At 63.7% G+C, this 23,795-nt stretch carries 16 protein-coding genes; 12 read left to right on the top strand and 4 right to left on the bottom strand.

What is annotated here, in order from left to right; all coding sequences use genetic code 11:
• The first annotated feature begins 16 nt into the window (after nucleotides 1-16).
• The 7 genes from ACOOHF_RS17670 (at nucleotide 17) to ACOOHF_RS17640 (ending at nucleotide 14,435) form a co-directional block, all read left to right on the top strand.
• Nucleotides 17-2,170, top strand: a complete 2,154-nt coding sequence (locus ACOOHF_RS17670; protein WP_420462725.1) for a DnaJ domain-containing protein — start codon at nucleotides 17-19, stop codon at nucleotides 2,168-2,170.
• Between the two features lie 162 nt (nucleotides 2,171-2,332).
• Nucleotides 2,333-4,345 carry a hypothetical protein gene (locus tag ACOOHF_RS17665; RefSeq protein ID WP_420462724.1) on the top strand — a complete coding sequence of 671 codons (2,013 nt, stop codon included), beginning with the start codon at nucleotides 2,333-2,335 and terminating at the stop codon, nucleotides 4,343-4,345.
• A gap of 140 nt (nucleotides 4,346-4,485) precedes the next feature.
• Nucleotides 4,486-5,151, top strand: coding sequence for a hypothetical protein (locus tag ACOOHF_RS17660; RefSeq protein ID WP_420462723.1), 666 nt, complete (start codon nucleotides 4,486-4,488; stop codon nucleotides 5,149-5,151).
• Nucleotides 5,148-6,236, top strand: coding sequence for a hypothetical protein (locus tag ACOOHF_RS17655; protein WP_420462722.1), 1,089 nt, complete (start codon nucleotides 5,148-5,150; stop codon nucleotides 6,234-6,236). The genes ACOOHF_RS17660 and ACOOHF_RS17655 overlap by 4 nt, the downstream gene beginning before the upstream one ends.
• A gap of 119 nt (nucleotides 6,237-6,355) precedes the next feature.
• Nucleotides 6,356-6,892, top strand: coding sequence for a hypothetical protein (locus ACOOHF_RS17650; protein ID WP_420462721.1), 537 nt, complete (start codon nucleotides 6,356-6,358; stop codon nucleotides 6,890-6,892).
• A gap of 562 nt (nucleotides 6,893-7,454) precedes the next feature.
• Nucleotides 7,455-13,484 (top strand): DUF4011 domain-containing protein, encoded by a 6,030-nt coding sequence (locus tag ACOOHF_RS17645; RefSeq protein ID WP_420462720.1) that lies wholly within the window; start codon nucleotides 7,455-7,457, stop codon nucleotides 13,482-13,484.
• Nucleotides 13,485-13,841: 357 nt separating this feature from the next.
• The gene (locus tag ACOOHF_RS17640) at nucleotides 13,842-14,435 is read left to right on the top strand and encodes a type IIL restriction-modification enzyme MmeI (protein ID WP_420462719.1); all 594 of its coding nucleotides are present in this window, start codon (nucleotides 13,842-13,844) and stop codon (nucleotides 14,433-14,435) included.
• On the opposite strand, the gene ACOOHF_RS17635 is transcribed toward ACOOHF_RS17640, so the two are convergent.
• On the bottom strand, nucleotides 14,341-15,576 hold the full coding sequence (locus ACOOHF_RS17635; RefSeq protein WP_420462718.1) for an IS256 family transposase: 1,236 nt from the start codon (nucleotides 15,574-15,576) through the stop codon (nucleotides 14,341-14,343). The genes ACOOHF_RS17640 and ACOOHF_RS17635 overlap by 95 nt on opposite strands.
• Before the next feature lie 451 nt (nucleotides 15,577-16,027).
• On the opposite strand from ACOOHF_RS17635, the gene ACOOHF_RS17630 reads away from it, so the two are divergent.
• The 4 genes from ACOOHF_RS17630 to ACOOHF_RS17615 all read left to right on the top strand — a co-directional run bounded on the left by ACOOHF_RS17630 (nucleotide 16,028) and on the right by ACOOHF_RS17615 (nucleotide 21,181).
• Complete coding sequence (locus ACOOHF_RS17630; RefSeq protein ID WP_420462717.1) at nucleotides 16,028-16,963, top strand: DUF262 domain-containing protein; 936 nt, start codon at nucleotides 16,028-16,030, stop codon at nucleotides 16,961-16,963.
• Between the two features lie 64 nt (nucleotides 16,964-17,027).
• Nucleotides 17,028-18,151 (top strand): IS3 family transposase gene (locus ACOOHF_RS17625; RefSeq protein ID WP_420461656.1). Its coding sequence is split into 2 segments (ribosomal slippage): nucleotides 17,028-17,304 and nucleotides 17,304-18,151, totalling 1,125 coding nucleotides; the frame shifts between segments, so codons are not numbered across the junction.
• A 493-nt stretch (nucleotides 18,152-18,644) separates the two neighbouring features.
• Nucleotides 18,645-19,565, top strand: coding sequence for a GmrSD restriction endonuclease domain-containing protein (locus tag ACOOHF_RS17620; RefSeq protein ID WP_420462716.1), 921 nt, complete (start codon nucleotides 18,645-18,647; stop codon nucleotides 19,563-19,565).
• Nucleotides 19,566-19,715: 150 nt separating this feature from the next.
• A protein-coding gene (locus ACOOHF_RS17615) for an IS3 family transposase (protein WP_420462715.1) occupies nucleotides 19,716-21,181 on the top strand; the annotation gives its coding sequence in 2 pieces (ribosomal slippage) (nucleotides 19,716-20,094 and nucleotides 20,094-21,181; 1,467 coding nt in all).
• A 162-nt stretch (nucleotides 21,182-21,343) separates the two neighbouring features.
• Here the strand turns inward: ACOOHF_RS17615 and ACOOHF_RS17610 are convergent.
• The 3 genes from ACOOHF_RS17610 to ACOOHF_RS17600 form a co-directional block, all read right to left on the bottom strand.
• The gene (locus tag ACOOHF_RS17610) at nucleotides 21,344-22,297 is read right to left on the bottom strand and encodes a hypothetical protein (protein ID WP_420462714.1); all 954 of its coding nucleotides are present in this window, start codon (nucleotides 22,295-22,297) and stop codon (nucleotides 21,344-21,346) included.
• 378 nt (nucleotides 22,298-22,675) lie between these two features.
• Entirely contained in the window at nucleotides 22,676-22,828 is a 153-nt protein-coding gene (locus ACOOHF_RS17605) for a hypothetical protein (protein WP_420462713.1), read from the bottom strand.
• Between the two features lie 306 nt (nucleotides 22,829-23,134).
• Nucleotides 23,135-23,350 (bottom strand): integrase core domain-containing protein, encoded by a 216-nt coding sequence (locus ACOOHF_RS17600; RefSeq protein ID WP_420462712.1) that lies wholly within the window; start codon nucleotides 23,348-23,350, stop codon nucleotides 23,135-23,137.
• A 32-nt stretch (nucleotides 23,351-23,382) separates the two neighbouring features.
• Between ACOOHF_RS17600 and ACOOHF_RS17595 the strand changes: the two genes are divergently transcribed.
• Entirely contained in the window at nucleotides 23,383-23,643 is a 261-nt protein-coding gene (locus ACOOHF_RS17595) for a DUF5372 family protein (protein WP_420462711.1), read from the top strand.
• The last annotated feature ends 152 nt before the right edge of the window (nucleotides 23,644-23,795 follow it).

Below are 23,795 nucleotides of genomic sequence, written 5' to 3'. Positions count from 1 at the left end.
AAGGAGGCGTCACTCGATGTTGATCCTCAAATGGCTAAGCTCGCTGTTGGATCCGGAAGACACACCGCGCTCGGCCATGGCAGCGAGAGAAGCGGGTACCTACGTGTCGAAGGTCGACGGGTCCGACGACGACGTGATGGACGCGTACTATTCGACGATGGAGAGCCTGCAGCGGGCGATCTCCAACCGGGAGTATCGTCGAGCGGGCGTGTTGATCCTTGAGAATCTTGAGTTGATTCCGCCTTGGGTGCGCCGGGCCAAGCGTGAGTTCGGGGACGTGCCGCCGACCATCCCGGCACTGGAGAAGGGCGGTACGATCTTGGCCCTAACCGGCAATCGAGTCGGTCTCGATCGCATGCAGCAAGTCGTCTCACAGACCCCGGAATTGTCCGCCTGGCGCAAAAAGGTCGAGCGGCATGTCCACGAGCTTGAATTGGTCCAAGACATCCTGAGGGTCGTCGAGGACAACCCCGGTTGCCGTCAGAACAAGATCAAGACCCTCCTCGGGATCCCGGACGCACGCCGCGCCGCGGTTCTGATTCAGTGGCTCGCTAAGGACGGCCGAATCATTCGCAAGAAAACCGGTAATACGTACGAGATCTATCCGCCCAGCGCCGCCGAACACGTAGTGAAGACCGCGACGCCCGTGAACGAGTCGCGTCGGATGGATGGGCCGATGGAGCCGCGTTTGCTCGACCTCGGCGGCCTGGAGCGAATCCCGCTCCCGAGGGCGCCCCACCGTTTGGAGGACGACACGGCAGGGTGGCCGCCGCCTGCGGATGGACCGGATCCATTCCAGCTGGTAGAAGCCCCCGGTTGGTCTCTGGGAGAGGTCGAGTCGCTGCCCGTTAGCGAACGACCGAACACGGCGTTCCGGCAACTGCACCCCAGCGCGACGGGGATCTTCGTCGTCGCGGATCTCGGGGATGCGCAAGACTTCCCGGGGGCGCCTGCGGCGGCGATGCACTATGACCGAGGCGGCGACATAAGTGCCCGGCGACCTTTGCTGCACGACGCCTACCGCGTACAGGTGAACGCCGCGGGAGGGCTGGCGGTTCAGTCGAAAACCTGCGTCCTGCACGCCTACGAGACATCGCTGGAGCCACTATTTCAGACGAACCTGCGTGCTGCTCCCGAAGTTTCGTATGCCAAGCATCGGTTCGGCACGGATGACCTGAAGCTCAAGAACCATCTTCGTTGCGTCGCGTTGTCTCGGGCGAACAGCGCCTATCTCTTCACCCTGGTCGATATGGCGTGGGTGATTGACGTCACGACCAACACGGCGAAGTGGGGTCTCCAAATGCCCACGAAGGAAGGCTGGGAGGCCGTGTCCACACCCGCGAGCGGTCCGGCGACCGACGCGGAGGTCCAGGGTGCCCTCGAATTGCTGCAACTCGACTGGCCCATCGACGTCCGCGACATCAAGAGGCGCTACCGCGAATTGGCGTTGAAGTGGCACCCGGATCTCAACCCCGCCGACGCGATGGCGGACGAACGGATGAGACGCCTGAACGCCGCGGTCGAAACGCTCTCGGGCACGGATCTGGCGGCGCTCGGTATCCCGGAGGCAAGGACCTTTATTTCAGTAGAGTCCAGGCAGACGATCCCCCTGGCCGGAGGCCTGTCGCTAGAGGTCTCGATGGGCACATCGGAGGCGTTCGCGTCGGATTGGATCTACGCCGCGACGTTTGGACGCTCGAGTGATTCGGTGTATCTGGGCTGCTATTCCGGCCGCGTGGTCGAGGTCGATGCGCATGGCGAAGCGAAGCGCTTCTTCGACGTCGGCAACGTACCAATCCGCATCGTCGACACGGGACACCATCTCTACATCCTGACGCACACGCGCCTATACATCATTACCGGAACGAAGCTCGAACGCGTCATGGATGTTCCGGCGAGGACGGAGTTGATCGTCGCCGAGAACGGTTTCGGTCTCCTGGGTCCGAAGTGGCTCCGCTGGTTCTCGGACCTGGGAGTCCCGCGAGGCTGTATCGTCGCGAAGGATCCGATCCGCCGAGCCTACTGGCGCGAAGACTCCGGAGTCGTGGAGACCCGTCAGCACCGGGTACGGATCCGCGGCATGGAGGCATGGTGGAAGGGAACGAGACCCGGTCGTGATGGAACTGTTTCAGGATTTGCGGAAACGACGCCCAAGGCATCCCATGAGTGACTCCGACACGTTGGGGCTGCTTGTACAAGTGACGTGATCATCTGACACCCTGCCTCGGAGCGTGCGGCGAGGCTTGACCGCGACGGTGGCCGGACCGTACTTCCGTGACTCGCTCTTACTGAAGACGTTTCGGACGGGCCCAGTGAGCAACGGTATTCACTGATGGCGAATCGACCAGATCTCCCGCGCTGGCGCTTCCGCGCGATGGCTCCTTCGGAGCCGAATCAGAACCCCATTCAGGGGGAGTTCTTCAGCGCCAACCTTCCGGAACGCTTCATTCGGGAGTCGGTGCAGAACTCCCTCGACGCCAGGGCCGGGCGGAAACCGGTCATGGTCCGGTTCACGATTAGTGGATCGAATGGGGCCGTGCCCGGCGAACGGGCCGACCGCTACCTGACGGGATTGCAGCCTCACTTCGAGGCCGTCATGCGCGCCGAGAGCGCCAACGCCGAAAGAGACAGCGACCGGCGCCGGGAACTTCAGGGCCGCGAAGCCCTTCTCAAGGGTCCGTTGCCGTTTCTCGTCGTGGAGGACTTCGGGACGAAGGGTCTCCTGGGCGACATCACGGCCAATGACATTCAGGCGCGCGGCAACGACTTCTGGGGTTTCTTCCGGTCGATCGGCATCTCTCCGAAGGACGAGGACGCGGGCGGTTCATGGGGGCTCGGGAAGTGGGTGTTCCCCGACGCATCGAAGCTGAACGCCTTTCTTGGCGTCACTCTCCGAGCGGAGGAACAGCGGTTCCTGCTCATGGGTCAAACGATGCTCAAGTTGCACGAGCTGGGCGGCCGGAAGTACCCGCCCGTCGGCTTCTTCGCCGCCGGATCAGACGAGGACGACAAGGACTGGCTGCCGATGCCCGTCGAGTCCGCGGGACTCCCCTCGGACGGCGGCGGACCCGGCGAGCCGGACGCCGCTTGTTTCGTGCATGCGGCGATGAGCGACTTCGGGCTTCGCCCGGATGGCGACGCGGGCACTTCGGTCGTGATTCCGCACCCCATGGACGAACTGACCGACCCGACGAACCTGGCCCGCGCTGTCATCCGGCAGTACTTCCACCCGATCATCGCCGGGGACCTCGTCGTGGAAATTGCCTCACCGGACGAGCCCGCGCGGAGAATTGACGCTGCGACCATCGTTGACGAGGCCCGACGGACGGGGGATGGCGTCGAGGACGATCCGCAACAGCGCGCGGAAGCCCTCATCAGCGTGATCGAACTCGCTAGGTGGGGACAGCGGCAGGAAGACGGACTGGTCGAAGCCGATGCCCGGCGCAACAAGCCGGCGATTGCGTCCGACCAAGTGGAGCACCTCCGCACGCGCCTCAGGGAGGGTCGGCGGCTCGCGTTTCGCGTGTGGTCCCAGGTCGACCGCAAGGCGAACAGCTTCGAGGTGTTCCTGGAGGGCGATGACAGCCTCGCCGGGGGGCACGACTACTACGTGCGAGGTCATCTGCACATCCCGCAGATGGACTACCTCACCAAGCATCACGCCAGGGCGCTGATCGTGGTGGACAACACGTCCGATCTGGGGCACCTGCTCCGCGATGCGGAAGGCCCGGCTCACGAGAAGTGGCGGGCCGACGCGCCGCGTCTGAAGGAGAAGGGATGGCCCGCCGCGGCCGAGCGGGTCCGAGAAGTGCAGAACGCCGCGGCCCGGATACTCGAGGCCCTCGCGGAGAAACCGGCAGATGTGCGGCGGGATGCTCTCTCCGACCTCTTCCCCGGCGATACCGGAGAGCGGCGCGGACCCGGGCCAGGGCGGCCACGGCCGCCCCCTGTCCCGCCCGAGAACAGGCTCTCACTCCGTATCGACCGCGTCCCGGGTGGGTTTCGCCTGAAGCCAGCCGGAAACGCAGACCCTTCGGGAAGGACGTTCGCGGTGCGGATGGCTTACGATGTTGCCCGCGGCACGACCAAGACGGCGTTCTCCCGGTTCGACGCCGGACTCAGGGCAGGATGCCCCGACTTCTCGCTCCGGAACGGTCAGCTACACATGCAGTCGGAGGATTGCGAACCCGACGTGAGGTCCGAGAACGAACTCCACCTCCGGGTGCGGGGACCGGACTTCTCGCTGGGCGTAACGGGCTTTGATGAGCGCGATCTGGTCGTGAAGGTCTTGCCGCTCGTCGGCGAAATCGCTGGGGCCCGCGAGGCCGAAGCGAGAGCGCCATGATTCGGCGGTTCAACCGCACCGGACGGGTCTCGATCCCCAGCGGTCGCGCAACCGTGACCCTCCGGCGCGTTGAGAGGAACGGGGGTGTCCCCCGAGGCGGAACCAAGCTGGGTGCCCCGGACGCGATGTGGTGCTTCGATTTGAAGCTGGATCTCGGCGGCTATCGGTTCCCGCCCGACGCGCGGGTGCGGATCGAGGCATGGCGCGGAAACGCGTTCCAGCGCTGGGACTGGGGGAAGGTTAGCGCTCCGGCCGCACCGGCGGAACGGAATCGGATTCTCACGGACGTACCGGAGACCAGCCAGTTCCGCGTGTCCGTCATCGCAGCCGGGGCTTCCGGCCGCCTGCTCGGCCTTGCCGACAAGCTGCGGCCGCGCTTGCCCGTCGAGTCATTGCTGCCGCTGGTTCCCGCCGACCTCCGCGGCGAGGTGTGGCGTCTCGATTACGGGCAGGGAGACGATATCGTCGTGCTCAAAGTTAACCGCGAGCTGCCCGACTTCGACCAGACCGTCCGCGCGGATCCCGCATTCCGCGGACTGGTTATGCCCCAGGTGTTGCGGTCGGTCCTGGAGCGCGCGCTGCTCGTCGATCGCGAGGATCCCGCGGAACCGGAAGGCCGCTGGTCATCGTGGTTCGATCTTGCCAAGAGCATCTTGCCGGATCGCGACCCGCCGTCCATCAGCTTCGATGCCCAGGATGACCAGATCGCGCAGGCGGACGGCTGGATTGAAGAAGTGGTCGCAGCATTCTCGGCCGACAAGGTCAAGGCGCTCGACGGCTATCGAGAGGCGTGGAGCGCGAAATGAAGGCGCGAGAGTTCACGGCAAGGGGCATCAGGCGGGCCCGGCAGTTCCTCGACGAGGTGCGCGAGGATCCCGAGGGCCGCCGCAATCCGCGCCGAGATTTGCTGGAGGGACCGGAATACACGCGTTCGTTCCGTGGCGAACTCACCGTGAATCGCAGGCGGCGAGTGTTCGAGTCTCGCCGAGAGATCGGAGAGTATCTGGCGCCCAGGCTGAGACCGTTCGGGCCCCGGATCGCCGACCGGACATCTCTTTGGTCGTGGCTCGGCCTGTTCTACTTCGAGAACACGGCGCGGATCGTCAGCGGTGCCGTCCAGTTGTCGCCGCTGGACGAGACCTTCGTGCTCGACCCGCTCGACAACCAGAACCTTCGAGGCAGGCACAGGCACTACCTGCGATCCGCTTGGCAGCTGTACGAAGTGCATGGCGACAACGCGGCGTTTCTCCTGAATCAGCCGCCTACGGCGCGAGGCGACATCGCCGACCGCATCTTTCAATCTCAGCGGATATTCAACTCGGCGGGGATCGTCCCGCTAATCCTGGGACTCTACACCGATGGCAACCGTCCGAAACGTGGGTTCCAAGGTCGGCCCGGCGGTCTGCGCCACCTTCTCCGCGTCCTCGACCAGCTTGAACGCACTCACGATGTCTACGGCATGCCCGCCCACGCCCTTGCCCGTATTCTGCCTCCGGAGTTCAAGCCCTGGACGAATGGTTCCGCCGCTCCGGGACGGGCATCCGCGACTCCGCGTCCGAAGAAACCTACCCCGGTGCGATCGAACGGTCGGCGGGGTGGTGATCCGTCGCCGCGAACCGACGAGTCACATTCCGGTCCCACTCAGCCCGCTCCGGAGGACCCGAAGCTTGGGCAGTGGGAGGCAGACCTACGGCAGAAGGGCCACGGCACCATGCGATACAAGCGGTTCCAGGCCAAGGTGGGCGTCAACGCCGCGACAGGCGCGTTGCAGGGGAGAATCATGAGCCCCGGTGGCTCGTGGATCGGGAGAGTTTCGGGAGCAGACGCGGCCGGGTTCGTGCGCGCACTCAGGCGCGAAGTGGATGAGCATCTCGCGCGAGGCTGCGGCTAGCAGACCATTGATTGGGTAGGCTGACAGGGAGCCCATCCCGAGAGGCCCTGGCACGCTTCAGGAGAAACACGGCTCCGCGTGACAGGGTGACACACAGCTCGTAAGACAGGAGTTATGGATTGGCGGAGGACCCACTATTCGGGCAGATTGCCCAAAAGGTCGTGCGGATCTACAAGAAGTGGCACCACCTGCGTGGCACGCAGATCGTTTTCTTGGATGGGGGCGTGACTGCCGGTTACGGCGCCCTCAAGGATCTTCTCGTGCGACGGCGTATCCCCGAACGCCAAGTCATGTTTGCGCGCAAGAACGACTCGGCAAGCCACTTCCAGTTACTCTTCCGGCTCGTAAACGCCGGTAAGGTGCGCGTCGTGATCGCCCAGACGCAGGCGCTGCTCGGGGCGAATATACAGCAACGCCTCGTAGCCCTGCATCACGGCGACGTGCCTCGTTCGGGAAGCCACCTGCAGCGACGTACCGGCTGCATTCTGCGTCCGGGCAACATGCTTTGGGAGAAGGGGCTAATCCCGGGGGTGGGGATTCTCCGCTATACGCAGGGACGCCCGGCCGAAGAGAGGGCTTGGCGGAAGGTTCAAGAAGAGGCTGAGTTCATGGATCGGCTCCTGAGTGGAGAGGAAGGCTCGATCAGAATCCCGTGAGCGTCCGCCTCAACTTTCCCAACACGCCTCCCACGTGCGGTCCAAGGCCGTTGGCCACCCGTCACGCCACGAGACGCGGGAAGGGAGAAGGGCGACCGCTGGCCGCGTGCCGCCTGGGGAGGGTCGTAGCAGTCTGACCGGATACGGACGGCTCCCGCCTGCATTCCTTGGTGACCATGTGGACCAGAAACCCAGCTTGGAGCGTTCGTAGCGCACTAAGGGCTCCGGGGACGCCAGATTCGCCAGCCGGTTCAAACCCAGCCGTTCGCCTCCAGCGCCGCCGAGCCGGGCATCTTGAGATGACCCCGAAGCCGGTGTCTGGACGGTGCTTGGGAACCGGATGAAAGCCGCGTGCGAGCACCGGGTGACGGATTGCGGCACGGATTCCGGCCAGCTTCCGCGACTGGGCACCGGAGAAGACGGACGCTCTTTAGCGCTGGATCTTTCGCAGGGGCGTCCCGGAGACTGCCGCGTAGCCACCGATTCGCGGCCCCCCGTCGCTCTCAGTATGTTCCTTGGTTCACTTCACACCTCTTGAACCTTGGCCACTACGCCTTCCACCATGCTCGATTACGTTGAAACCCATGGCATGAAAGCCAAAGCCTCCTCGGCGCAAATCCGTGACGGTTCCGACGATGGAGTCAGGCTGAAGATCCATGCGGACATCGCTCCGAAACTGAATTTCGCGGCGCACCAGTGCGCCTTTCCGGTGCTCCGCAGCCTAGAGATCGAGAATCTTGACCCGGAGGAGCACTTTGAGGATCTCGTCCTGACGCTTGAGTCCGACCCAGCGTTCGTCAGGAAGAAGGTGTGGCCTGTCGCGCGGGTCGATCCACGAGGTCTGATTCGCATCCGGGATCGGGATCTCGAAGTGGATGGCGGATTCCTGCTGCAACGCAACGAGAGGATGAGCGGTGCGTTTACGTTCCGGCTGGAGAAAGATGGCATCCCCTTGGCCCGACTCCGCATGCCGGTCGACCTGCTCGCGTACAACGAGTGGGGTGGGGCGGGGTTCATGCCGGAGCTTCTGGCTGCGTTCTGCATGCCCAACGATCCGGCCGTCGACGCAATCCTCCGGCACGCCAGCGACCTGCTCCGCAAGGCCGGGAAGCCGGATCGGATCGACGGGTACGAGTCGAGGAGCCGCGAGCGCGTCTGGGAGATTGCAAGTGCCATCTACTCGGCGATAGCCAACCTCGGGCTGACCTACGCGGTTCCTCCCGCGAGCTTCGAGCACGACGGCCAGAAAGTCCGTGTACCCAGTGTCATCTTCGACAGGCGCGTGGCGACCTGTCTGGATACGGCGATGCTCTTTGCTGCGGCCTTCGAGCAGGCCGGCCTGAATCCGATCGTGGCGTTGCCGAAGGGGCATGCGCTGGTCGGTGTCTGGCTTCAGCCAGAGAGTCTGTCGACTATCGCGATCGATGACGCTGAGACGCTCAGAAAGCGGCTCGACCTTAAGGAGCTATTGCTCATAGAGACGACTTGCGTGACGTCTCGCCCGCCACTGAGCTTTTCCGGAGCACTCGAGACGGCTGGTCGTACGGTTGGTGCGGACGACGACACCACCTTCTCTGCCGCGGTCGACATCCGGCGGGCGCGGGCTCACCAGATTACCCCGCTTGGGCTGAAGTCGCCCGAAATTGTGCCTGAGGATAGAGGCCAAGTCGCAACTGCGGAACTGCCGTTGGAGCAGGCGCCAGCGCTTCCCGACTTCGACGATGCCGACGCTGGCGAGGACAGGCCGCGCACACCCGAGAGCCGCTTGGAGCGGTGGCAGCGGAAACTGCTGGATCTCACGCTGCGAAATCCACTGTTGAATCATCGCTCGACCCAAACCAGCCTGAAGATCATTTGCCCGGATCCCGGTCGCCTAGAAGACAGACTCGCCACAGGCGCCCATCTACGGATCATTTCCGTTCCGCAACCCACGTCACAGGCGCAGGACGAGGAGATTCACCGTGAGCGCACCGGCGAGTTAATCACCGAAGAGTATGCACGCGACGAACTCGATCGCGGCCGCGTACTCGTCGATCTCTCGCCGCAGGACCTATCCGTTCGGGCCGTCAAGATCTTTCGGAGGGCAGTGACCGCTTTGCAGGAAGGTGGATCCAATACGCTCTATCTGGCCATCGGCTTCCTGCGTTGGAAGCGCGAGGGGAACGATGACCGAAGATTCCGTGCGCCTCTGATCCTGCTTCCGGTCACATTGCAGCGAAAGTCCGTGCGCAGCGCCATTACGATGGTCGCTCACGACGACGAGCCGCGCTTCAACACAACGCTTCTCGAGATGCTCCGCAGGGACTTCGGCGTCGAGATGTCTGGACTCGACGGGGATCTGCCCCAGGACGACAGGGGCATAGATGTCGGGGCCATCTGGAACCACGTCCGGCGGGCCGTAAAGGAGGTGCCTGGATTCGAGGTCGTCGCGGACGTGGTGCTCGGCCATTTCTCGTTTGCGAAGTATCTGATGTGGAAGGATCTGGTGGACCGGACCGAAACGTTGCGAGACAACGGCGTCGTCCGCCATCTGATGGACACGCCGAGCGCTCCATACAGTTCGGATGTGAGCTTCGTGGAGCGGCGGCGGCTCGACCGCGACTACAAGCCTTCCGACCTGCTGACCGCCCTGCCTGCGGACTCGTCGCAGATGGCGGCGATAGCTGCGGCCGACAAAGGCAAGGACTTCGTGATCATCGGCCCGCCAGGAACCGGAAAGAGCCAGACGATCTCAAACCTCATCGGACATCTGCTCGGCAAGGGCAAGACCGTCCTCTTTGTGTCCGAGAAGACCGCCGCGCTCGAAGTCGTCTACCGGCGATTGGAGAAGATTGGGCTCGGTCGCTTCTGCCTCGAACTCCACTCCGACAAGGCGCGCAAGACCGACGTGCTAAAGCAGTTGGAGGGGGCGCGGGATGCCGCCGAGATCGAGCCGGAGGACTGGCAGCGGAAGGCCGAAGAACTGCTGTCGTCGCGTGATCGCCTGAACCGCCTCGTTGATCACCTGCACAGGAAGCGAAAGAACGGTCTGACGGCGTTCCATGCGATGGGCGTGAAGATCCGTGACGAGGAGTTCGCCAGCCGGCTTGCGCTCTCATGGCCGTGCGCGGACCAACACGATGAAGGCAGTCTGCGGGCTCTGCGCGAGGTTGTGGACAACCTCTCGATTCAAGCCAAGGCGGTGGGAGCCATCTCGCAAAGCCCGTTCCATCCCATCGAGACGGCAGAGTGGACGCCGCTTTGGCAAGCGCGGGTTGTCGAGCGATGCGGGACGCTATCGTCCGACGCAAGGGCCGTGGAGGATCTCTGCGCTTCCCTCTGCGCGTCACTCGGAGTCGAGCTGCCGGACCAATCGATGACGCGGCTCGAATCACTGGGCGAGCTTGCGTGCGTGCTGCTTGATTCGTTCCGCAAACCGACGTTCTACGCTCTTGAACCGGACGGTCCCGATCGGATCGACGCGCTCGAAGAGGCGGAGCAAAGATTGGACGAGTATGGGAGTGCCGAGGGTTCACTCAGCTGCCCGTACGAACCGTTCGCCTGGCGGGAACTTGACGGAGAGGAGATCAGTAGGCGCTGGGCGGAGGCCGACCAGAAGCGGTGGCCCATGAGCACATTCGCGAAACGGCGGATTGTGAAAGAGTTATGCACGCATGGCGCGCGGGGCATTCCCGATCCGTCCCAAGATGCTCCGCTACTGGCGGACTTGCGTCGAGAGGGTGAGGTGATCGACCGGTTGGACGGGCTGCTATCTGGACTCAAGGGCTGGTCCGCGCACGCGACGCCACCCGCCACGGCCGCTTCGCTTCGAGAGATTGGTCAGCGAGCCCGGTCCGCTGTTGGGAAACTGGCCGTCGATCCGCAGCGGCTGGTTGAATTGCGTGGGAGGGTCCGGAATCTGCTCCATGACGGAAACGATCTGCTCACCCCGGACGGTAGCGTGGGCCGTACAGCGACCGACTATCTGCGCGCGCTTGAGAAGCTGAGGGATTCAGTAACCGCGTTTGAGGAGGTCGCAGGCGCGGCCGTGCGAGAGCGGTTTGCCGATGCGGCCCATGCGCCCGGCCAGATTCGAGAGATCGCCGACTTGATCGATGCTCGTCATCTGGAACTCCGCGACTGGTGTGCGTGGAGGAAACGCCGCGCCGAAGCGATCGACTCCGGCCTCCGTCCGCTGGTCAATGCGGTCGAGGCGGGAGGAGTTCCCCCGGAGGAGATACCGGAGACCTTCGAGGCGGCCTACTGCGCCTGGTGGTCGACATCCCTCATCGAAGAAGACGCAGTGCTTCGCACCTTCACGACGCCCGAGCATGAAGCCGCGATCGACAAGTTCCGGCAGCTCGACGACGAGTACCAGCAGCTCACAGCCCGGTACATCGCGGCGAAATCGTCCGGGAGGCTGCCGGACCGCGACCACGCTGGTGGGAATCCGCAATGGGGCGTGTTGCAGCGTGAGATCCGGAAGCAGAGGGGACACAAGCCGGTGCGGAAGTTGCTGCAGGCGGCACCCGACGTGCTGACGGGTTTGACCCCCTGTTTCATGATGTCTCCGCTTTCGGTGGCGCAATACCTGCCCGCCGACCAGGCACTCTTCGATGTCGTCATCTTCGACGAGGCGTCTCAGATCACCGTGTGGGATGCTGTGGGCTCGATCGCCCGGGGGAAGCAGGTGATCGTTGCGGGAGACCCCAAGCAGATGCCGCCCAGCAACTTCTTTGCCCGTGCAGATGACGATCCCGATGGTGACATCGAGACGGAGGGCGATCTCGAAAGCATCCTGGAGGAGATGCTAGCCGCGAGCATCCCCTCCAGAACCCTCAGTCTTCACTACAGGTCACGTCATGAGAGCCTGATCACCTTTTCCAATGACCGATACTACGACAATGCATTGGTCACCTTCCCCGCCCCTGTGGTGGGTGATGGCGCCGTTCGCCTCAAGCGAATGAACGCTGACGCCTTCTACGCCCGAGGCGGGGCGCGAACCAACCAGGGAGAGGCGCGGGCCATCGTGGCTGAGATCGTCAGCCGTCTGACGCAACCCAACCCGCCGGACCAGGCCAAGTCGATCGGCGTCGTGACATTCAATTCCGAACAACAGACACTGATCGAGAACCTCTTGGACGACGCGCGCCGGGAGAATCCCGAAATCGAGTGGGCCTTCGCGGCAGAGGCGGCAGAACCTGTGTTCGTCAAGAATCTCGAGACCGTACAGGGCGACGAACGCGATGTCATTCTCTTTAGCGTCACGTACGGCCCCGACCGCGCTGGGCATGTGACGATGAACTTCGGCCCGCTGAACCGGCAAGGAGGCGAACGCCGTCTCAACGTTGCACTGACGCGGGCGCGGCATGAGCTGATCGTGTTTTCGACCTTGCATCCGGACGCGATCGATCTCTCTCGAACTCGGGCGAGGGCGGTCGCCGACCTGCGCGATTTTCTCAGGTACGCAGAGAACGGAAGACGGGTTCTGGGTGTGGGTCCACAGGGATACCGAGAAGACTTCGACTCGCCGTTCGAGAGGGCGGTCGCCCGCGCACTCGGATCAAGAGGCTGGAAAGTACATCCCCAGGTCGGAGTGTCGGCCTACCGAATCGACCTTGGCGTCGTGCATCCTGATGCTCCCGGTCGCTACCTCGCGGGCATCGAGTGCGATGGTGCCATGTACCACAGCTCGGCTTTCGCGAGAGAGCGAGATAAGATCCGTCAAGTCGTGCTCGAGAACTTGGGCTGGCACATCGTCCGCATCTGGTCCACGGACTGGTGGACCAACAAGGCTGGAGCACTCTCTAAGCTCGACGGAGCGCTTCACGAAGTCTTCGAGAATGCGCCGGTGGAGACAAGCAAACAGCGCGTCAACGGGACACCGGATGATGGTATCACACCCGGATCAGGTGAGGGTGATGAGTTGGAAGCAAGAGTAGACCCCGCGACGGATGGCGAAGCGAACCAGCCGGAGGTTGAGACCCACGCACCGTCGGATTCTTCCCCCGGATCCGACGAAGAAGCGCAGGAACGCCCGCCCGAAGCTAAAGGCGGCTTGGCACCTTATGCGGCGTTCGAAGGGCCAGCGGGCCCAGATCCACGAAATGCCTCCGCTGCCCATGTCGCCGACGGGCTGTGCGGAATCATCCGAGTCGAGGAACCCATGTTGGTCAAGCGAGCCTATGACATCTACCTGCGTGGTTGTGGGATTCGCAGGATGGGCCGCAACTTAAAAGGACAGATGAACAGAGCGCTTCAGCACGCGATACGTCGAGGCTTCGTCGTAACAGAGGACGAGTGGAGTGTAGGCGGATTGGTTCGTTTGATTGTCCGATCGCCTGATAGTCAATGGGTCATTGCGCGTCGCCGCGGACCTCGGAGGTTTGACGAGATACCCCCAAGCGAGCTTCAGTTCGTCGCGCGTCAGGTGCGGTTGGGTCGCGAAGATGAGCTTGAGTTCGGTTCGGACGAGCATCTTCGGGCCGTGTTGAACGCGTTCGACTTGCAACGCCTCACAACGAGGATTGGCGCGACACTGCTCGACGTGCTGGAACGTCGGTACTCGTACGTGGATGAAGCTCTGACCGATTCCGACGGAGCCGTCCACTGAGTCCAAGCCATGCCGCCCACGTACTGCGCGAAGTCGTTGCAGTGACAAGCGTATAGCGCACCCGGTTTTTCTGGACACCCGTTTAGCAGGGATCGACCTTACGGGGTCCGGAGAGAGGGGGTGCGAAGATGTCGGAGAAGCCGACGGAGGCCGAGGGTCTTCCGAAGCGTTGGAGCGCGCGGCGGCTTTCCGGACAGCGGCGCTGATTGGGTGACATCAGTCGTCGGATGGCTGATCACGATTGGGGCGATCAGCCTTGGCACCCCGTTCTGGTTTGACGTCCTCGGGAAAAGTGGCACGCCTGAAGGGCTCAGGCCGTCGACGGAGTGATGAACAGCGAGTGGGGACAGTTTGACGATGACACCGAACGAGTTCATCGCGAAGTGGCAGGCCTCGGAGCTGAAGGAGCGCTCCGCGGCGCAGGAGCACTTCATCGACCTGTGCCGGCTGCTCGGGGAACCCACGCCGGCCGAGGCCGACCCCAAGGGCGACTACTACTGCTTCGAGCGCGGCGCGCACAAGGACTCCGGCGGAGCGGGGTGGGCGGACGTGTGGAAGCGGCACTGCTTCGCCTGGGAGTACAAGGGGAAGCACGCCGACCTCGACGCCGCGTTCGACCAGCTTAGGCAGTACGCGCTCGCGCTGGAGAACCCGCCGCTGTTGATCGTCTCGGACATGCGCCGGTTCCGGATCCGGACGAACTGGACGAACTCCGTGAGCAAGACGCTGGAGTTCGGGCTGGACGATCCCGCCGACGGCGCCGTCCGGGACAAGCTCAAGTGGGCGATGTCCGACCCGGAGCGGCTGCGGTCGGGCGAGACCCGGCGAGGTCGGGTCAATAGGTGTGTAAACGTCATCAGGCGGCGATCCTCTCCTGACCTTCGGGGACGGGCTTTCCGTCCTCGAACCTTCTTCCCTCGTACACGTCCCGCAGCAGCTCGGGAGCGTTGAGCTTCCTGAACCTCTTCTCGGCCACCAGCAGCAGCCGCCAGATCAGCGCCGTGGCGTTGTCGACCCGCTTGAACCGCTTGGCGGCCGTCGTGCGCAGCCGGACCGAGGCGAACGGGCTCTCCACGACGTTGGTCGTCCTCAGGTGCCGCCAGTGCTTCTCCGGATAGTCGTGGAAGGCCGTCATGCGGTCCCAGTCGTCCTCGAGCACGGCCACCGCCTTGGAGTGCGCGGCCGCGTAGCGGTCGGCGAACGCGTCGCGCGCCCTCACCGCCGCCGCCCGCGAGGGCGCGTACGCCACCGCGCGCAGCATCTCCCTGGCCACGGCCTGCTCCCTTTTCGGCAGCCGGTCCAGCACGTTGGCCGTCTTGTGGTTCCAGCACCGCTGTTCGGCCGCCTCCGGCCACACCTCCCGCGCCGCGCCCCAGATCCCCAGGTTCCCATCGGCGACGAGGAGCCTCGGCGTCGCCAGCCCCCGAGCCTTCAGGTCCCTCAAGACCGCCGCCCACGACGCCGTCGACTCGCGGTAGCCCGGCGTGACCGCCAGCACCTCCTTCGTCCCGTCGCTCATGGCGCCGATGACGACCAGCAAGGCCGCCTTGTCCCGCTCCAGGCCCGCCTTCACGTAGATCCCGTCCGCCCACGCGTACACCAGCTCGCGGTCTTCCAGCGGCCGCCGGCTCCACGCATCGTGCTCCGCCGTCCACCTCGCCCTGAGTCGCCCGACCGAGGACTTCGACAACGGCGCCCCGTCGCCCAACAGCCCCCGGAGCGCCAGCTCGAAGTCGCCCTCGGCCAAGCCGTGCAGGTACAGCTCCGGGATCAGCTCCCCCACCTCCCGCGTCCGGCGCTGGAACAACGGCAGCACCCGGCTCTCGAACCGTTCCTCCAAGCCCCGCACCCGCGGCCGCCTCACTTCGATCGTCCCCGAACTCATCGCCAGACGACGCGGCTTGCCGTATCCGTTGCGGTAGCCCGGAGGCGCGTCCACCGCCACCCGCCGCTCCGACTTCATCCGGCCCAAAAGTTCCGTGACCTCCTCCTCCAGCGCCTGCTGGATCATGTCCCGCGCCTGCTCCCGCACCCACGCCTCCAGCGTCTCCCACGCTGGCCCGGCGAACCTCTCCCGCGTATCGTTGCCCATGAGGCGACGTCCTTTCTCCGGGCCTCACCCCGGATCGCTGGTAAACGGTCAGCTCAAAGGTACGTCGCCTCGCTTTTACACACCTTTTGGTCCTACCTCGACCCGGCAGACGCTGACCGAACGCGCCCCGCAGACCTTTCGCCGAGCTCGCGCAGTCGCTCCGAGACGAGGGCCACGCGCCGCAGGAGGTGGCGCACTTCGTGAACCGCCTCGCGTTCTCCATGTTCGCCGAGGACGTGGGCTGCTCCCCGGCGCGAATGTTCACCCGCATGCTCGAATGTTTCTGGCGACGGCCACTGGGACCGGCGGCAGAAGGTGATCCGCGTCACGATGACAGCTCTGCCGCGCACGCCTACGCACCTTACGCTCAGCCGCGGACGCCTCGAGGGAGGCCATCTCCGACGCCTGCTAGGAACGGGCGTAGCACAGGCTGGCGAGTCCGGGAGCTGAAGTGATACTCTCGGGGTCACTCACGGGCAACGGGGTCCCAAACGGGTTCGGTCGTCCTCGAGCCCAGACTGGTTCGGCAATTGCCTCGACGGTCGGCCACGAGCCCGTCAGGAGCGAATGCATCACCGGTGGAGTTCTTTCTAGCGGACTTCTAGCCGCAACGTCGAAAACAATTCTTCTCGATCTCCGAGAGGACGCAACGGGACAACAAGAAATGAGAGAAATCCTCGGCAAGGCTAAGACCGTCCGCGAACTGCTCAAGGATGTCAAGTATTCCATCGACTATTATCAACGAGAATACAGGTGGCACCAAAAGCAGGTCCATGAACTCGTGGATGATCTGAGCAACAAGTTTATGGAAGAGTACGATCCGGAGCACGAACGCGATCAGGTGGCTGACTATCCTCATTATTTCCTCGGCTCAATAATAATCAGCAAGAAGGAACGAGTCGCCTACATTGTCGACGGACAACAGCGGTTGACGAGTCTTACGCTTCTCCTGACCCTTCTTCGCAATCTTCAGAGAGAGCACGCATCACAGGTGTCCGTTGACGATCTCATCTTTTCGGAGCTCTATGGCCAAAAATCGTTCAATCTACATGTAGACGAGCGCACCGAAGCGATGAATGCACTCTACGAGGATAGGCACTTCAGCATGGCTGACCGTTCCGAGTCAGTACGGAATCTCATAAGCCGCTATCGAGATCTGGAAGCGTATTTCCCCCCGGAACTCCGCGATCGAGCCCTGTCGTATTTTATCGATTGGTTACTCAACAATGTCCATTTGATGGAGATTACAGCCTATTCTGATGATGATGCATATACGATATTCGAGACGATGAATGATCGAGGGTTGTCTCTAAGTCCTACGGACATGTTGAAGGGGTACTTGCTTGCAAATACCGACGAGACGAAGCGCGCCGACGTGAACGGGTGAGGTGGTCCCAGTTTTTTGGACAGGTCGTTAAGGTGGATTCCAGGAAGGAACGGGAGGCACCGAGATGGCCAGGAAGAGACGACGGTTCACGCCGGAGTTCAAGGCGCGGGTGGCGCTGGAGGCGCTGCGGGAACGCGACAGCGTACAGGCGATCGCCAGGCGGCACGAGCTTCATCCGAACCAGGTGAGCACGTGGAAGCGGCAGTTGCTCGAGGGGCTGCCGGAGGTGTTCGCCGGGGGCGCGGGGCGCAAGCTCGCCAAGGAGCACGAGGCGAAGGTCCGGGAGCTGCACGCCAAGATCGGGGAGCTCACGGTCGAGCGGGATTTTTTTCGGCGCGGGCTCAAGCGCTGAGCCGGGCGGAGCGGGTGCGGATGATCGAGCGGGACGGGCCGCCGAGTCTTTCAAGGCAGTGCGCTCTGCTGGGGGTGAGCCGGTCCTCGCGGTACTACCGGCCGAAGGGGGAGAGCGCGGAGAACCTGGCGCTCATGCGGCGCATGGACGAGCTCCACATGGACTACCCGTTCTACGGGAGCAGGCAGATGATGCGCCATCTCCGCCGCGAGGGCGTCGTCGTGGGCCGGCACCGGATCCGGCGGCTCATGCGGCTGATGGGGATGGAGGCGACCTACCGGCGGCCGCGCACGAGCGTGGCGAACTCGGAGCACCGGGTCTTCCCCTACCTGCTGCGCGGCCTGGCGATCTCGCAGGCGGACCACGTGTGGTGCGCGGACATCACCTATGTTCCGGTGACGCAAGGGTTTTTCTACCTCGTGGCCGTGATGGACTGGGCGAGCCGGCACGTGCTCGCGTGGCGGCTGTCCAACACGATGGACGCGTCGTTCTGCGTCGAGGCTCTGGACGACGCACTGGGCTGGAGGGCTCCGGAGATCCTGAATACCGACCAAGGCGCCCAGTTCACCAGCGAGGCGTTCGCGGACCGGGTGCTGGCGGCGGGCGCGGCGTTCTCGATGGACGGCCGGGGCCGCTTCCTCGACAACATCTTCATCGAGCGGCTGTGGCGGTCGCTGAAGTACGAGGCGGTGTACCTTCACGAGCTCCGGGACGGGCTGGACGCCGAACGCATCATCGGCTCGTGGTTCGACTTCTACAACGAGGTGCGCCCGCATTCGTCCCTCGGCGGGCGGACGCCGGGCGAGGCCTACCGCAACGGCACGGGGGCGGTGTGAACGGCGGATCTTCGTGCCTGCCGGAGCGCGCCCCCGTGAGCCCGCACAGACGGGGAGCCACGCGGGATCTCCCCATGCCGGGCGCCTCGCGCCGACGGCGGCCAAGCCCCGCTCGCCGGCCGGGTTCCCCTCCCGACCACCGGGGCCCATGTTGGAAGCTGTCCTTCCCCCGCCGGGGGAGGACCCACGGGTGGAGCACCCACCCCGGGACAACTCACGGAGAAGGCTCCCGAGGGCTCTCACAATCACTCGGAATCCACCTTAACTTTGCCCTCGGACTGTCCAACGAAGTAAGACCACCTCAGGGCGCTGGCGCGAGCGGGTTCGCGAGCTAAACGATGCTGGCAAAGAGATCGCGTCCGATTTCTTCAAGGCGTGGTTTCGAAGCCAATACGCAAAGAAGATCAGGGAACGGAAGAAGGGAGCGAGGCCTGAAGACTTCGACCGTATCGGGACCGAGTACCACCGATGGCTCCGTGATTCGGCTTCGGATGTGGGGCTTCAACGGCGTGGTGATTTCTTTCAGTTCATCAAATCGGATTTCGATTTCTATAGCCGACAATATTTGCGGTTGGTAGAAGCGGGCCGGGGGTGGATCCCGGGCCTGGAACACGTACGATACAACGCACAACATGGCTTCACGCTCCAGTACATGCTTCTTCTGGCACCTCTCAGGCCGGAGGACAGCGAGGAGATGGTAAACCGAAAATTGGCGCTCGTTGCGCGGTATGTTGACATTTTGATCACGTGGCGGCTGTGGAATTTTCGATCGATCGCCTATTCGACGATGCAATACGCAGCGTTTCTGGTCATGCGGGAGATTCGCGGCTTGGGACCAGACGCTCTAGCCGTCCACCTGCACGACTTGCTGGGCAGGGAAGGGGAGACGTTTGCGAGCAACGATCGGTTGCGCGTACACCAGCAAAACCGGTATGCGCTACATCGGATTCTTGCACGCATGACGGATTACATTGAGGTTCAATCGGGAGAGGCATCACGCTACGGGGATTATGTGAACGAAGGAAAGACACGTTACGAAATAGAACATATCTGGGCAAATCATTGGAGGCGTCACGAGAAGGAGTTCGGTCATCCGGCGGATTTCGCGGCATTTCGCAATCGTCTTGGCGGCCTGCTACTCTTGCCGAAGAGCGTGAATGCTAGCCTGAAGGACTTGAGCTACGCCGAGAAACTGCCGTATTACAACACCGAGAACTTGTTGGCGCGTTCGCTCCACTCGCAGTGCTACCAGCATAATCCCGGCTTTCGGCACTTTAGAGAACGTACCCGGCTACCGTTCGTCGCGCATGAGGAGTTTGTGTCGGCGGACTTGGAGCAACGAAGCGAGTTGTACCGGATGATCGCCGAACGGGTTTGGAATCCGGATGATTTGCTGGAGGGCGACGTTTGCTAATGACGAGGTCCGCCATCGGTCGTCGAAGGAAGGACTGCGAGCTACGATACCCGCGTCGAGCCCTCTCTGCCAACACTAGCGAGACACGAGAAGAGAAAGAGATTAGAGTAGGGCGAGGCAGAGAGATGGAGGATGGAACGAGGAGAAGGAATGAAGGTGAACGGAACGCCCCTCTCGTCGGGGGAGGGCAAGCGAAGCGCGGCAGCGGGGCCGGATCCGGAGGTGTCGGCGAAGGCGACGCGGCGGCGTTTCACGGCGGCGTACAAGCTTTCGATCGTGGAGCAGGCGGACGCCTGCGAGACGCCGGGCGAGATCGGAGAGTTGCTCCGGCGCGAGGGGCTGTACAGTTCGCACCTGTCGTCGTGGCGGAAGGCGGCGCGGGAGGGGTCGCTGCGGGGGCTGGCGAAGAAGCGCGGACCGAGGCCCTCGGACGGGAAGCGTGAGGCGAGGAAGGTGCGGAAGCTGGAGCGGGAGAACGCGCGGCTGCGCGAGGAACTGCGCAAGGCGCGCATCATCATCGATGTCCAGGGAAAAGTTGCGGGGCTGCTGGGCGTGAGCCCCGGGGACGGGAAGCGCTCTTGAGCGCGGCCGGAGGCTTGGCCGGGCACGTGGGCGTACGCGCGGCGTGCGAGGCCCTCGGGGTCGCGCGCGCCACGTTCCAACGTCGCCGGAGGCCGAAGACCGGGCAGCGGCAGTCCCGGCCGGCTCCCGCCCGGGCCCTGGACGCGACGGAGCGGGCGGAGGTCTTCCGCGTGCTGTGCTCGCCGCGTTTCGCGGACCGCGCTCCCGCGGAAGTGTACGCGACCCTTCTGGACGAGGGCGTCCATCTGTGTTCGGAGCGGACGATGTACCGCGTCCTGGCCGAGAACCGGGCGGTCCGGGAGCGCCGGGCTCAGCGCAGCCACCCGAACCACCCGAAGCCGGAGATCGTGGCGCGTGCGCCCAACGAGGTGTGGTCCTGGGACATCACGCGGCTCCTCGGGCCGGAGAAGTGGCGGTACTTCCATCTCTACGTGATCCTGGACATCTTCAGCCGCTATGTCACGGGCTGGATGGTGGCGGAGCGCGAGACCGCCGGCCTGGCCGGACACCTGGTTGGCGAGACGTGTCTCAAGCACGGCGTGCGGCCCCGGGTGCTCACGCTGCACTCGGATCGCGGCTCTCCCATGACGGCCAAGTGCACGGCGCAGCTCCTGGCCGACCTTGGTGTCACGCAGTCGCTGGGCCGCCCCAGGGTCTCGAACGACAACCCGTACTCGGAGGCGCACTTCAAGACCGTCAAGTACCACCCCGGCTTCCCGGGCCGGTTCGGCTGCATCGAGGAGGCGAAGGACTTCTGCCGCGCGTTCTTCCAGTGGTACAACACCGAGCACCGGCACGGCGGCATCGGCCTGCTCACGCCGGAACAGGTCCACCTCGGCCGCGCCCCCGAGGTGATCGAGCACCGCCGGAACGTGCTGGCCGCGGCCTACGCCGCCCGGCCCGACCGCTTCGTCGGCGGCCCGCCGAGGGCCCCGGAACTCCCGGTGGAGGTCTGGATCAACCGCGCACTCCCCGTCACGGCGGTTGATGGAGCAGAGCCGGCCAACGGGGGAAAGGAGGGATCACTAAACTGAACCGGAAAGTGTCTCAAGGTCGTTGGCAGGTTCCGTCCCTTCCAGCGTCTCGTCGAGCTTAGAGTCACCATGGTCGCTGCGATGCCCACATAACGATAGCGCGCAAGCGGCCGGAGCACTGAGGTCGTTCTGCGGTGAACATCTCCGTGCGAAGCGCCGAGCTTACGGAGTTATGGCCGGAGTTATGACGAGCCGAGCGGGTTCCGAAGTGCCTGCGCCGCCCTTGAGGGTTAGGTCCACCGTTCCCTCGTTCGCCCGGAGACCTGCTTCGAGCACGAACCCCAGGTTTCCGCTCGGTAGCCGCTCGAACTCCGTCTCGTCCCCGTTCACGGTGAGCGTCATGTCGTCAGCCGGATGGTCCACGGCGATCTCGATCTGCACAGCGTCCGTCCCAACCGGCACCGTCGGTGGAATCACCTTGGTGATTCTGGGCGTGGCCCCGCCGAGCGCATCGGCTTGCCGCTCTCCCTCGTTTGATGGGAAGAGCGCGTCAAAGACATCCTTCAGCTTGAGCGTCGCACGGTGCGTGAAGAGGCCGACCAGAGCGGCGGCTGCCGCTACCGTATAGTGGCTTATAGCGACGGGTGCCGCTCCCCCCGCCGTGCCGAAGCCAGCACGCATCACCACGTAAAAAACTGCGGCCAACCCGGCACCGAGAAGAGGACGGACGATGTACCAAGGCACCCAGCTCGCGAAGAGTTCCCGGTTACCCGCGAAGCTGGCGAACGAGGAACCGGCGTGCAGGAGGCTGCCTAGCGCGCCGAACCAGAGCGCAATGAGCAGCAGGCGGAAATCCCACGACGCCCCGACGGTATCGATGCGCCGCACGAGTAGGTATGTCTGGATGGTGTCGCCCGCCTCGGTGGAGTTGCGAATCGTCGCGAGCGCCGCCCGCGCGACGCGCGCCTGGAGCGAATCGATCTCTGACGGCGTGACTGTACTCAGCGTGTCCACGACCCTTACATCGATGGTGGCGGGCACGGACATCGGCCAAGCCCCGAGGATGTTCGCGATTACCAAGACGCCCATGCTGACGAGGAGTAATGCCGTGATGGTCATGCCCGACCGTGTGACGTACTGCCTCGGTGGGCGCTGACTCTGCGTGAACAAACCCATGACGACCTCCGCTGCGCGCTTGACCGCTTCACGCCCGCCCTTGCGTGAACCGGCATGCTTGTCGGCGTTCGACGGTGGGGGGGTGGAGTTAGGCAATGGGCGCTGGGGACTAGTGGTTACGTGTTGGTACGAACATGATATGCAGCGTCGCTTTGGTGCGGGATGATGTCACCTAAGATACGATGTTGGCCGGGCGGATTTCGTTTCCGTTCTTTGCTTTGGCCTAGCCGCTGGTCGACCCTCCTGTAGCGTCGGCAACCAGAAGCAGTCTGGCGGACGGGGGGTTGAACCCGGTGCGTTGCCACCACCCCCAAGCAGGTTCGTAAGTCCTGCCGCTCGAATCCGCGAGCCGGGCCGCCCATAGGCTGTGTTTTGCCTTCAGCGTGAAGACTTATTCTGTTCCAGCGCATCAGCGATGCGTTCCAACGCCGTCGCCATCCGCACTTCTGGTTTGGAGGACCAGTTCTCCACTATGTGAACGATCCTCTCCAAGCTCTCCTTGATCCCGCGAACATCGTCGTCCGTTGCCATGATAGCGTCTCCTTGGGGTGTACATGCTAAGAGCCAAAGAACTTATCGCACAGCGCTGTGTGACCGTCAAGCTGGCCACACAACGGCGCGTCGAGCGGTGGCGGCGCACGGCGTTCGAGAGGCGTGCGGCGCGGATGCTACGAAGGCAGCACCACCGTCCTTACACGGCCCTCCGGCACGGTCGCGCCAGTCGAAGCTGACCAGTGCGAAGAACGCGTCGGGCGTATCGGTACCGGCACGACAACATCCGCGACATGGACACGTTGTAGTGGTCCCGGTTTCCTGGACAGATGGGCGGCTTAACCATCAGGCCGCCCTGCGGCTGAGCTTCTCGCGGGCCCGGGCCGGGGTCAGGTACCCGTGGCGCTGGAGGAGCCAGCCGCTGTTGTAGCGTTCGACGAAGGCCCCGATCACCTCCCGGGCCTCCTCGAGCGTCTCGAAGTCGTTCAGATAGATGCACTCCTCCTTCAAGGTTCGGATGAACCGCTCGACGACGCCGTTGGACTGAGTCGTCGACTGCACCCGAAGCGGCGCAAGCGGGTCGAACCTTCCGGGTGACGCATCCCTTTCATCCGCTGCGGGACCGCGAGTTCGAGCTGATCCAGACGAAGCTTTGCTGGGGAATCGAGCGAGTGTACTACATGGGCGAAGGCGGCGTGCTGGCGCACATTCCGGTGGGTTGGACCAGTGTCGCGGTCGAGGATCCGTTCGTGGAGGTCGCGGCGGGCCGGTCGGCGTTCCGAGTCGAGGACTTGCTGGGTCTGGCCGACATGTTGGGCGGGGGTGCTGTAAAGGAGATTATGCCTAATGTGTAAGAATGATTTTAGCCGAGTCGTCGGTACAGCCCGCTCTGAGGCGCGGGACGTCAACTTCATATCATTGACATATGCTTATGAAATGGGCGCTTGTGAGTCGGGGGCATGCGGTCTCGGCCTTGACACCGGTTCAGGCATAGGCATAATCATGT

The organism is Candidatus Palauibacter sp. (assembly GCF_965216145.1).
In the GTDB taxonomy this organism is placed as follows: domain Bacteria; phylum Gemmatimonadota; class Gemmatimonadetes; order Palauibacterales; family Palauibacteraceae; genus Palauibacter.
This window is presented reverse-complemented; position numbering and strand designations above follow the sequence as displayed.

Excerpts from the sequence above, each read along its gene's own strand:
- ACOOHF_RS17670 (WP_420462725.1), top strand. The coding sequence starts at position 17 with ATGTTGATCCTCAAATGGCTAAGCTCGCTGTTGGATCCGGAAGACACA.
- ACOOHF_RS17665 (WP_420462724.1), top strand. The coding sequence starts at position 2,333 with ATGGCGAATCGACCAGATCTCCCGCGCTGGCGCTTCCGCGCGATGGCT.
- ACOOHF_RS17655 (WP_420462722.1), top strand. The coding sequence starts at position 5,148 with ATGAAGGCGCGAGAGTTCACGGCAAGGGGCATCAGGCGGGCCCGGCAG.
- ACOOHF_RS17645 (WP_420462720.1), top strand. The coding sequence starts at position 7,455 with ATGCTCGATTACGTTGAAACCCATGGCATGAAAGCCAAAGCCTCCTCG.
- ACOOHF_RS17640 (WP_420462719.1), top strand. The coding sequence starts at position 13,842 with ATGACACCGAACGAGTTCATCGCGAAGTGGCAGGCCTCGGAGCTGAAG.
- ACOOHF_RS17635 (WP_420462718.1), bottom strand. The coding sequence starts at position 15,576 with ATGGGCAACGATACGCGGGAGAGGTTCGCCGGGCCAGCGTGGGAGACG.
- ACOOHF_RS17610 (WP_420462714.1), bottom strand. The coding sequence starts at position 22,297 with ATGGGTTTGTTCACGCAGAGTCAGCGCCCACCGAGGCAGTACGTCACA.
- ACOOHF_RS17605 (WP_420462713.1), bottom strand. The coding sequence starts at position 22,828 with ATGGCAACGGACGACGATGTTCGCGGGATCAAGGAGAGCTTGGAGAGG.